Raw genomic sequence first — 10,779 nt, 5'->3', positions numbered from 1 at the left:
AAAGCATGGAGCTATCGATCACCTCAATGGCTGATCACCATATCCGTGCTGGGGAATTTTCCGACAGCACATGTGGGGAATTTTGAAACAGCATTTACAAGGGATCCTGAAGGAACAGGAAACTGGGCTGAAGGTCTCTGATCTTTGCCGAAAACACGGGATCAGTGACGCAACCTTCTACAAAGCTGGATAACGCCGCACTGAAGGAAATCGTTGGAAAAAAGTGGTGACGCCTGCAGCAAGGCTGCAGGCGGCCCGACATATCCAGAACACTTTGGCGCTGAGTGAGCGCCGGGCATGCGCCCTTGCTGGTCTTGCCAGACGTGTCGCGCGGTATGCTCCCACCCGGTCTGACGATGCCGTCCTGCGGCAGGGTGTACAGGATCTGGCGGGCCAGCGGCGTCGTTTTGGGTATCGCCGCTTGAGCTATCTTCTGGCGCGGGAAAGCCTCCCCCCAATCACAAAAAGCTGTTCCGCCTTTATCAGGAGAAGGAGCTAAAAGTCCGTTATCGGGGAAGCCGAAAACGAGCATTGAGGACGCATTCTCCCATGACCGTCCCTTCAGGAACCTGGGCAGCACTGGAGTCTGGACTTTGTGTCCAACGCCCAGATCTATGGCCGCTTCAGGGATGAATGTCTCAACGAAACGCTGTTCACGTCCCTGACCCATGTCCGCTAGATTCTGGCTAACTGGCGGGAAGACTACAATACGGTACGCCCACATTCCCAACTGGATGACATGCCTCCGAGACCCTTGTCATTCCATCAACCCCAAGCCATGAAAAACGGGAACTCTCCTTTTGAGGGGATACAAAAAGGGGGGGCACGTCAAGCTCAGAGGATGCTCTTGATTATCGCATCGCGCGTGGACCTTGCTCGTAAAGCCGCCGCGTGATCGACCAGAAGCTTCCCGTATCCCCCCCTTTTTTGCGCCTGTGGCCTGTGAATAGGCTCGAATTACGGTGCTGTCGACCATATGCTGCCAGTCATCAGACAGTCCCAGATCCACAAGGGTTTGCAACAGAGCGTTCTAGACAACCCTGTTCGGCCCAACGACGGAACCGAATATACACAGAGTTCCACTTGCCGTAGCGCTCGTGCATGTCCCGCCAGGGACAACCCCGTGCGCAGGACATGCAGCATGCCATTGAGGAACAGGCTTGTCTCCTGCCGGACGTGCCCAACGTCCGCGTTAAGGCGGCAGAGATGAACCAATTATCGCCCAGTCCCGATCCGTCAGATCGCCGCGTGCCAGCCCGGCTCCACCGCTCCGCCTCTTCAATGTGCCAATGAATCAGTTCTCAGGGCAGCCGGGCAGCCTTTTTTGTTAACGCAACCTGATATTCTTTACCTACACCAAAATCCAAGGAAAGTTATTTGCATATACCTCTACCCATACGTTAATTTACCAATCAACTCAGAACAGAAGGGTTCCACATGATTAGAAAAATAATTATCTACTCATGACCTGTCATTAAATTTTTAGGTGTCAAAAATGTATATAAAAGTTAACTCAGAAATAAAAGAATTCTTCAATAGGAATCGTATTCACATTTCAGGTATAGAAGACTGTGACACAATTTATTGTTTAAATGAAAATATTTCATTTGAACAATTTTCTGATTTTAATTTCAATTCCTTATATGACACTGGTTCTTTTTCATATTCATTCACACCTCTGGGTGTAGGATATGATATTTCTATAGGACGATATTGTTCTATAGCCGCTGGAGTGCAGGAAATGGGGCCCCGGCATGAGATTTCCTATGCTACTTCTCATCCGATCATATCAGATCAAAGATGGGAAGTTCTTGCTGCTGAATTTGGTAAAAGCTGGACAAGCACATTTATAGAAAAAAATTATGGTAAAATTGATATTGGAAATGATGTCTGGATTGGTACTAACGTAATGATTAAAGGAGGGTGCAAAATCGGCGATGGTGCCGTTGTAGCAGCAGGCTCCGTTGTCACGAAAGATGTCCCCCCATATGCTGTAGTGGGTGGGAATCCAGCAAAGATAATTAAAATGCGATTTAAGACTGAAATAATAGAAAAATTAATGGAAATAAAATGGTGGAGATTTGCGTATTGGGACTTAAGAGATCTCAATTGGAAAAATATAGAAGATTTTATATACAAATTCTACGATATTCAGAATGAATTAAAAGAGTTTAAACCGGAAAGGTTTTCTATAAAAGACATTCTGCATTTATGTGATTGATAAAAAACCCTCTTAATATCGAATATAACGCTACATTATTGCTTTAAAATCATATAGGTGCGAGCAACAATTAACCAGGAAGCATAACAAGCCACAACCATCACAAGGCCGCTGGAGCCTCCCAAAGGAGGATACAGAGGATGTCGTAGGGATCGTGAGCTTTTGGTCATTGACCTGGATGTTTGGCATCAAGACATGCCTAGCAGCAGCAGGTCATAGCAGCACTGTTTTTCACGCCTTCGCCCGGATAGGTACATGGACTACCATGTACCTATGCCCTGCTTGATGATTTGTGTCATTCGCCGACTTATGTCGTCTGCGATCGTGGGTACACATCGTATAAATTCTGCGGATACCTCTGGGAGGAAAGACGTCGACCCGCCATTCTCATCGCTGCTACAATAAACTACATCAAGGTCTAACAGGATCTAGTCCCTACTGAACCAAGATAAAACGGCGTACACGCTGCGTTAAATAGAAACCTATAATCAGAAGTAAAAGTGTAATCCAGAAATCATAGAAAATATCATAGTGTGCATGTGCATTGAGACCAAACTGCCCTTCTCGGATCATTTCAATGTTATCTACGCTTGGTGAAAGCATCATGTACCAGCGATACTTAGGCGGCAACCAGTCAACCATTGAAAAGGCTCCCGTAAAGGGAAGCGCAAGATAGCCAAAAACGGTCATCGCTTTCTCAATCAGGTCGGACATCTCACTCAAAGATGCAAAAATCATAGCAACTGCAATACAGAACAATATCTGGAAGCTCAACCCAAGATATAGCATTCCGTAATACTGAGGAGGCTTCATATATCCAGTAAATATTGCTCCACAGGTAACCAGAAGCCCTGCCATTATGGTTCCAATTATTTCCAGAAAAGCACGGGCTAATATAATAGAGGTCGGCGTAACCTGTCTGTGAAAGAGAAGACTGCCATTTGACTCAAACGCCTTGATGGCATGCCCCATACAGTGCCGCCACATGGTCAGCGGAACATAACCGGTAACGACAATCGCCGTCATTGGTAGCCCGTGTTCATGAGAAGGGCGGATGGCCGTCCATAATATGGCAACACCAGCACAGAACAGGATAGGTTCGCCCAACACCCACAGAAATCCAAGGTTTTCCCGTCCATAGCGGGTATGAATCTCTCGCATGATCAAGGCATAAATGACCTGTGCCTGCACCTTGAAATCAGTCCTTAATTCCCGAAGCTGTTCACTTATGGTCATTAATACTCTCATTGCGTGTCATGATTGGTGGGTCGACAGTCTATAATCCCAAAGGCCAGTTTAGGCGAGGGAATAAAAATCCGAGGGATCTCCTGCCCCTGCAATACGTATTATGCGCAAGCAAAGGAGGCACAACACAGTATGCTTCCTATCCTGCGTAGGCCAGACTGACGGGGAGGACGCAACTCAGGCTCTTCCGCTTTCTGCCCACGCGTCGCCTGGCGAGATATGTCTCATGCAGATAGCGACAACACCTCAAGCACCTCTTTCATCGTTCTCACGAAAACGCTGGGATATGATATCATACTCATCGATTTGACCCACTTTATAATTCATCATGAAACTTGTGGAACCTTTGACGGGTATGAATGGCTTAAGTGCAGGATAGGGCAACATACATTCTGCCGCCCAGTTTTCCATAAGCAAACCAGCAGCACCTTACAATTCAAGCTGAATGTGGAGCAGATATCATGAACAAGATATTCCCACTACTTTATAGTCTGACTGCTCTGTGCATAGGCAGCGCCGCCTACGCACAGTCTGACGAGGAAAACTTCACCAGCGCCAGCGATACGACCCGAAAGATCAACGAAACATCAGCCACCGCTCCCCCCCGTCCGGGGTTTGTCAACCGGCCAACAGCCTGGACCGTATGCCGCACTGGTTGCACCTATACCGATCCGATGACAGCATGGAACGCAGCCATGGCCGTCCAGACATTCGGCCCCCAGAAAATCACCATTTCCGTGGCTGATGGCACATATGACATTACCCGTCAGTTTGAATCGGCTGCCCCAAGCGGGGCCTCCGTTTCACTGATTGGAAACACGACCGACAACAGCAGGGTCGTCATCAATTTTACCAACATAAAAGGAACAAATCACCACGGTTTCTATGCCCATGATGGCGGTAATATCGGTCTGGTGGATGGAATTACCATGAATGGGGTCGATGCCATGATTTCCGCCACCGAAACAGGAATCACATGGAATAAAGCCAGCTATGGTGCCGGATTCTATGCCTTCGGCCCTTCGCGCATCAATCTGGGTGCGCACCTTGCCATCAACCGGTTCTATTACAGCGTACTGGCCGATGACGGCGGTTTCGTCTCAGCACCCCATGGGGGAGTAACGGCGACCTATGCGGGAGACGTCAACTTTCTTGCCCGCCATAATGGCGTCATTGACTGCGAGGGATGCTCCGCATCCTATGTGGCGGACACGACATGGTCCGGTGCTACGCTGGGCTGCAACTATATGGCGGAAGATGGCGGGGAAATAAATGTCATCGGCAGCACGGGACAGTATTCGCTGGTCGGCGCGGTCTGTGCCCGGACAGGTGGTCATGGATGGGCCTCCAAGTTCACCGGCAAAGGTGGTCTGGGTGGCCGGGTGGGCAATGGCCTGGATGTACGTGAAAATGGTACAATCTCTGCGGGCAATTCTACCTATACAGGCTACGCCATCGGCGCGTGGATCCAGCTTGGTGGCTACGCCAATGTAGACAGTTGCGCGTTCAGGGAAAACAGGCATGACGGCATCTATGTAACATCGTTTGGAAAGGTCGAGGGAAATGCTGTGACCATCACAGGCAATGGTGGCTTTGGTATTCACCTACAGGGTCAGTCCTCTGCCATTCTGTACAATACCCTGAAGACTGACATACAAAACAAAGGCGGCTTAGCCTATGTCGAGACCGCCGGAACCAGAAACGGTTACAGCTATGCTGCATCATCTCTCTATCTTCAGTAAGGCAACCATACACGATCACCCCTGCTACAATATCTTACCCTGTCTGGAGACAGGACTCTCTATAACATCCGGAAGATAACCGTCGATGCAAAAAATAGCCGAGCAGAACGTATGGACACAGCGATCATAATACGTTGCGATACGATGCCAGTCCTTGCGTTTTCCGAAAGGGTTCTTATCCTTATGCTGCGGCCCATAAAGACGCCGGTCGTACGATTATCTGTTCATTCCAATGCTCCATGCCGCATTAGAATGGCATCAGGATCGTATGGCAATAAAGCCTGACTCTCTCCTTCCCCTCAACAGAATTCCACGCAACTTTTTTATACACGTTCGTACACAGTCACGATGGAATTATTTAAAAATACAATTTTTATTTAAACCTTCCTGCTGTCGTATTCTTTTTTATTGTTGAAGTATTTATATATTTTCTCAAAATAATTTTCTATTGCCTGCGGAATTTCAACATGTGGGATAAACCCTTTCCCCTTGGGGCCATACCCGTTTTCATCATCCCGCAAACGGGGAATCTCCCCCATTACCAGTGATATAAACCGTTCAAGCGAAGCGGGATGATCTTCTTCCGGGCCTGAAAAAACGACTTTCCCGTTTTCAAGCATCAGTTGCGGCACAACCACCGGCCAGCTGAAAATACGACAGGCGGGTGTCATTCCCTGCCATGTCTGCTGAAACGTTGCTGCCGCCCGACGCTGCATGGCGGGATCCTGAACCAGAACGACCGTTTTGGGGGTAATATGCCGCTCCTCCAGCAGTTTTCGGGTGAACTGCCCATTTTCCCCTCCATTTGTCGCCCTGGTTTCCAGCAGGATCTGTGAAGAAGGAAGTCCCCAGAAGGTTGTGGCAATCGAATGAAGGATCTCAGCTTCTGACAACCCGGCGGTGTCCAGCGTATGATAACGTGTATTTCTGGCGACAGCCTGCCGCAGGAAGTCGGTCGCATGCCCAACGCCACCAGAAATCAACAAGGGCACATTCTTACGTTTTGCCAGACGGAATGCCCCTTCCGCACCCGGCAGGAAATCATTTCCGGCCAGAATGACCAGATCCGGCGTCATGTCATTCTGTACAGATGAAAAATCATCCACGGCCAGAAACCGGACAACTTCATTAATACATTCTATGATGTTTTCTGGAAAAGCGTCTTTACTCATAATAATTCCTTTCCTTTTAAATATGATAATATACGATCCGTATCCCTACTGTCATACAACGACCGATCAACGTCCCATCATATGTTTCATATGACCCTGTAAATTCTTGATGCGCATCAATACCGTAGGGTGCCAGATCCGCATGTCATCAAAACGTGCAACGACCGTTTCCACTTCACACGGTATCTGTGTCAGGGGATCAATATAGCGCGGATAAAGAATAAGGGCGCCAGCCACCAGCTCTGCCAGTGACAGGGGCCGCTGACGTCGACCGGCGGGGATCCGCCCCATATCCGTAGTAAGCCCCCATCCCGCGTAAAAAGGACAGCCATAGGTCACGACCTTGCGCTGCCTCAGCAGTGCTTCAAATCCAGCAAGCGAGGTCAGGGTATGGACTTCCTGCACCTGCCATATGAGGTCCACAATACTACCCTCAATACTGATATGGTCGGCATAGGCCATGACGACATCATTGCCCAGCTTTCCATTCCGGTGGCCGGCAACAACATCGGGATGTGGGCGGTAGATGATAAACGCGTCGGGATTATGCTGGCGTACGGTCTGCAGCAGGGCCAGATTGCCCTGCACGGCACCGCCCCCCCTGATGACGGACAGATCATCGCTGACCTGGCCGGGCACCAGCAATACACGCCGTCCCCTGGCGTCCCATTCCTGCATCTGTCCCCGATCGGAACGCCCGTATTTTGATATTCCCTTCTGCACCAGATGCGCAATCAGGGAACCTGCCCGTTCCCGCAGATGCGTATCGAACGGTGTCGTCGCCAGAATATGCTCAAGGTCACTGGGTTCGGACGGATCATAATAAATGCCGCGTCGGTCCACAAAAATGGAGGCCGGGACCTGCAATCCGCTTCCCAGGCCGACCGAACGGACAAACCCGTCCTCGACACGCCATACAGGCACATTTTCCGCCTGCGCCTGCCGGATCAGTCCAGCCGGTATGCGCGTTGCCCATGTTACGACCGCCCTGCCCTGACTGGCGCACCGTTTTACTGCGGAACGCGCCTGCCGAAAAAAGGGCGGATGCGTGGGGGGAACCGTAAAAAATGCGGCAATACGCCGGCGTTTCCACAGGGACATGCCGACACAGGCCCCTATGTCGCGATTTGCATCGATGACGCGCCGCCACAGGGCCTGGAATTCCAGCACCTTCAGGATTGTCGTCAGGTCCCCCGTATAGGGGTCATAATAACGCCAGTCCTGTATCAGTCGCCGCGCAACCGACATGCCATCAACGGGACGACCGTGGTCGGGGCTGGCATACCGCGTGACCTTCTGGCCGCGCAGGGCTGCAAGATCTCCGATATCCCCCTGCCCGAGTTCATGAACTTCCCGGGCATGATCCAGCAGGGCATGTGGGTCTACAGGTTCATGAAGGTGAATGACGCCATATTGACGTGCGATCCGCGCAGCCGGGCCATATGCACCCGGGGCAACCAGCAGCAGGTCCTTTGGCGAATGGACAGTTGCCAGGCGCGCCAGCAGCCGCGCCAGACTGCGCATCCGGTTGCCATCAACTCCGTATCCCCCACACACCAGAATGGGCCTGACATGGGCAGGTGCCGGGGCCCAGAAGCTTCCACCCGTCCTGTCCCGGACAATCCGTCTGCTGACGTCCTCCTCGATTGCCACCGTAGCGGTTTTCCCAGTGGCTGGTATGGCGAGCACGGGCAGGTCGCGCTGGAAAGGAGGCATCCGTAACAGACAGGAACGCGATGCCAATGTCATGATTGGTGCCTCTGGCCTGTCATTGTCTGTCTGAAAGACTTTTATGCAAGTCATTCATAGGTTCGCGATTTCCAATCACGTTCCCGGTGTTTATTCCAGTGAAGATACCTTGTACAAGAGCTTGTTATCGATAACAACCTCTGATGCAGCGGATGCCATGCCGGGTGCACAACGGAATTTTCATGTCAGCATTTCAGGTTCTGGTGTCTTTTGTTGTTATCGTTTTTCTGACACCCGCTATTGAATATGCTGTCGTGATGCCTCGGGCGGGACGTCAGGCATTACCCTTCCGCTGGACGCTGGATATACTATGCAGCATGGTCGCGTATGGAGGGTGGCTGGCCGCAACAGGCAGCATCCCGATCGCACTTCTCATGACATGTGCGCTGATGACCGTTACGGTTGTCGCCTCGAACATCAAATTCCGTGTGCTGGGCGAACCCCTGCTGTTCAGTGATGTCGTGGTTGCCCGCAGTTTTCTGCAGCATCCCAAATTCTATCTTTTTTCCATTCCGCTGGCTGGTCGTATCGCCCTGCTTGTTCTGGCCATCGCCGCGCCATTCCTGCTGTGGGCCTATTCTTGCGCTGCAGTCCTGCCCCACCTGATCGGGGTGGGCGTGCTGCTGCTGGGTGGCCTGTCCATCTGGCTGTATCCGGCGCAAAAACTGGCGCCCACCCCTGATATCACGCGTGATGCAGGCACACTGGGGTTGCCCGGCAGTATCATCATGTACTGGCGGCAATGGCGAAGAAGTGTCGATCTCCCTCCTCCCGCCGCACTTCAGGGCAAACCCGCCTATGATATGGTCGTGATCGTGCAATGTGAATCTTTTGCCGATCCCGCGCGACTGGGTCTGCCGCCCGACATACCCCTGCCGGCCATGCCCGGCCTGAAGCGGGCATATGATATTGCATCCCAGTGGGGGCCTTTATGCGTCAGCGGCTTTGGCGCCTATACCATGCGGTCGGAATACGGCGTCATTTTTGGACAGGAAGAAACCGATCTGGGCTTCCGGCGCTATGACCCCTTTCTGACCGCAGGACGTGAACGCGATCACGCAATTGGCAACCGGTTGGGAGCAATAGGGTACAAAAGCACATTCATTCATCCACATGACCTGCGTTTCTATAATCGCGCCACGCTCATGCCGACCATGGGTTTTTCCCATATGGTCAATCCCGGCCCACATGCATCAACACCGGACATGCCCTATTTTGGCGATGTGGCCCTGGGGCAGAAAATAGCGGGCATGATGCAGGCAGCTACCGCGCCCTCGTTATTCTATGCCGTCACCATGGAAAACCATGGTCCATGGCCAGGCGGCCCGGATGGGCAGTCCCCCCTGCACCACTACCTGCGACATGTGCACAATAGCGACCGGATGCTGCTGGACCTGATTGAAGACATGTCAGCAAGGAACTCCAGGGCATTACTGGTCTTTTTTGGTGATCATCGTCCATCGATCCCGGGCATCGTCATGCCTTCGGACATACGCGACGTACCCTATGTCGCCATTTCGTTCCCCCTGGACGACAGGGCGGCACGTCAGAACCCTGTCCCCCTGACGCCAGCGCAGCTCAATCACCTGATTATCCGGATGTCCGTCCAGCCCTGAACGCGACGGTCCGATATCAGGAACGATCACACCGGGTATGACAGACCTTGTCCAGAAACACCGCCGTAATCGCGTAATTGGCATCGGTCTGGCGATAGTGATGATTGATATGATGGATCTTGATCTTGCGCAGCAGGGGCAGGCGCATGGGAAACTGATGACACGAGTAATGCACCGTGTCGTATGCCACATACCCACACAGGAAACCGGCGGCGACCGCCCCCCCGACACCATTCCCCATGGACCAGATGCAGCCGCCCCAGATCAGCAGCGCCAGCGGCATGGAAACACTCAACGGCATCAGATTGCGCAGCGGATGGTTGGGCTGTTCATGATGGTTGCCATGCATCAGGAAAACCATTGACTGGGTAAATGCCGATTTTCCCTGAAAGTGGAACAGGAAACGGTGCATCAGATATTCAAACGGAAACCATGCCACAAATCCAGCCAGCCAGTACAGGCCCATCATCTTCACGGAACCGGACATCCGCCACGCAAAGGTCATGGCAGCCAGAATGATTATGGCCCACACCACAGCGAACACACCGAAGGACAGCAGCGTCAGGGATTCCATCACAGGATTTTTGAACAGGCGAAGGGGAGTCTCTTCCTTCATCCTACGCTTCTGCTGCATCATGGTGACCCTCGAACATTCCCGTCTGGCATGAACCCGTATCCCTGCCCCAACAAGCAATTATAGACAACTTATTTTAGGGATGCAGCCCTGCTACCCTACGGCAGATAGTGCCTGTTTTGTTAGCCTGCAGCGATCTCTTCGGGATATGTGATCTTTCTCTCCATACTTTCATACATGGGTTACATCTGGTTTGTGTCCATTTCACGAACCTATTGCAACACAACGGATTAGGAAGAATTTCCCATACCCTCTCTTTAGAGCCTGATCCGAAAGTTTTTCAGCACTGACAATGCCTTGCGGTTCTGCGGGTCAGCATGCGGATTGAGGCGATCAAAGTCCACGCTGTTGACGAGGCTATGGACTTTTCCCAGTCTTTGGCGAGCCGCCTGCAGCGACC

General features: G+C 51.6%; 8 protein-coding genes and 3 pseudogenes. 4 read left to right on the top strand and 7 right to left on the bottom strand.

What is annotated here, in order from left to right; translation table 11 throughout:
• Nucleotides 1–70: 70 nt before the first annotated feature.
• A pseudogene (locus CFR80_RS20185) lies at nucleotides 71–895 on the top strand (integrase core domain-containing protein).
• Here CFR80_RS20185 and CFR80_RS20180 read toward each other — a convergent pair.
• Together CFR80_RS20180 and CFR80_RS20175 are read right to left on the bottom strand one after the other, a co-directional pair.
• Nucleotides 866–973: pseudogene (locus CFR80_RS20180) on the bottom strand (IS5/IS1182 family transposase); the annotation flags it as partial. The pseudogenes CFR80_RS20185 and CFR80_RS20180 overlap by 30 nt on opposite strands.
• A gap of 16 nt (nucleotides 974–989) precedes the next feature.
• Nucleotides 990–1,136: a transposase gene (locus tag CFR80_RS20175; protein ID WP_373636501.1), complete on the bottom strand. Its 147-nt coding sequence runs from the start codon at nucleotides 1,134–1,136 to the stop codon at nucleotides 990–992.
• Between the two features lie 359 nt (nucleotides 1,137–1,495).
• On the opposite strand from CFR80_RS20175, the gene CFR80_RS15190 reads away from it, so the two are divergent.
• Complete coding sequence (locus CFR80_RS15190; protein WP_083819118.1) at nucleotides 1,496–2,221, top strand: CatB-related O-acetyltransferase; 726 nt, start codon at nucleotides 1,496–1,498, stop codon at nucleotides 2,219–2,221.
• Between the two features lie 435 nt (nucleotides 2,222–2,656).
• Here the strand turns inward: CFR80_RS15190 and CFR80_RS15185 are convergent, their stop codons facing one another.
• Entirely contained in the window at nucleotides 2,657–3,457 is an 801-nt protein-coding gene (locus tag CFR80_RS15185; protein ID WP_010515570.1) for an ABC transporter permease, read from the bottom strand.
• Between the two features lie 470 nt (nucleotides 3,458–3,927).
• Between CFR80_RS15185 and CFR80_RS15180 the strand changes: the two genes are divergently transcribed.
• Nucleotides 3,928–5,208, top strand: coding sequence for a right-handed parallel beta-helix repeat-containing protein (locus CFR80_RS15180; protein ID WP_146221671.1), 1,281 nt, complete (start codon nucleotides 3,928–3,930; stop codon nucleotides 5,206–5,208).
• A gap of 377 nt (nucleotides 5,209–5,585) precedes the next feature.
• Here CFR80_RS15180 and CFR80_RS15175 read toward each other — a convergent pair whose 3' ends face one another.
• Both CFR80_RS15175 and CFR80_RS15170 read right to left on the bottom strand, forming a co-directional pair.
• Nucleotides 5,586–6,380 carry a YdcF family protein gene (locus tag CFR80_RS15175; RefSeq protein WP_010515572.1) on the bottom strand — a complete coding sequence of 265 codons (795 nt, stop codon included), beginning with the start codon at nucleotides 6,378–6,380 and terminating at the stop codon, nucleotides 5,586–5,588.
• Between the two features lie 66 nt (nucleotides 6,381–6,446).
• On the bottom strand, nucleotides 6,447–8,129 hold the full coding sequence (locus tag CFR80_RS15170; protein WP_029329632.1) for a capsular polysaccharide export protein, LipB/KpsS family: 1,683 nt from the start codon (nucleotides 8,127–8,129) through the stop codon (nucleotides 6,447–6,449).
• Nucleotides 8,130–8,446: 317 nt separating this feature from the next.
• Between CFR80_RS15170 and CFR80_RS15165 the strand changes: the two genes are divergently transcribed.
• The gene (locus CFR80_RS15165) at nucleotides 8,447–9,745 is read left to right on the top strand and encodes an LTA synthase family protein (RefSeq protein WP_232275846.1); all 1,299 of its coding nucleotides are present in this window, start codon (nucleotides 8,447–8,449) and stop codon (nucleotides 9,743–9,745) included.
• Nucleotides 9,746–9,761: 16 nt separating this feature from the next.
• Here the strand turns inward: CFR80_RS15165 and CFR80_RS15160 are convergent, their stop codons facing one another.
• Together CFR80_RS15160 and CFR80_RS15155 are read right to left on the bottom strand one after the other, a co-directional pair.
• On the bottom strand, nucleotides 9,762–10,361 hold the full coding sequence (locus CFR80_RS15160; protein WP_010515575.1) for a sterol desaturase family protein: 600 nt from the start codon (nucleotides 10,359–10,361) through the stop codon (nucleotides 9,762–9,764).
• Between the two features lie 298 nt (nucleotides 10,362–10,659).
• A pseudogene (locus CFR80_RS15155) lies at nucleotides 10,660–10,779 on the bottom strand (IS5/IS1182 family transposase); the annotation flags it as partial.

Source organism: Komagataeibacter oboediens (assembly GCF_003207815.1).
Lineage (GTDB): Bacteria > Pseudomonadota > Alphaproteobacteria > Acetobacterales > Acetobacteraceae > Komagataeibacter > Komagataeibacter oboediens.
This window is presented reverse-complemented; position numbering and strand designations above follow the sequence as displayed.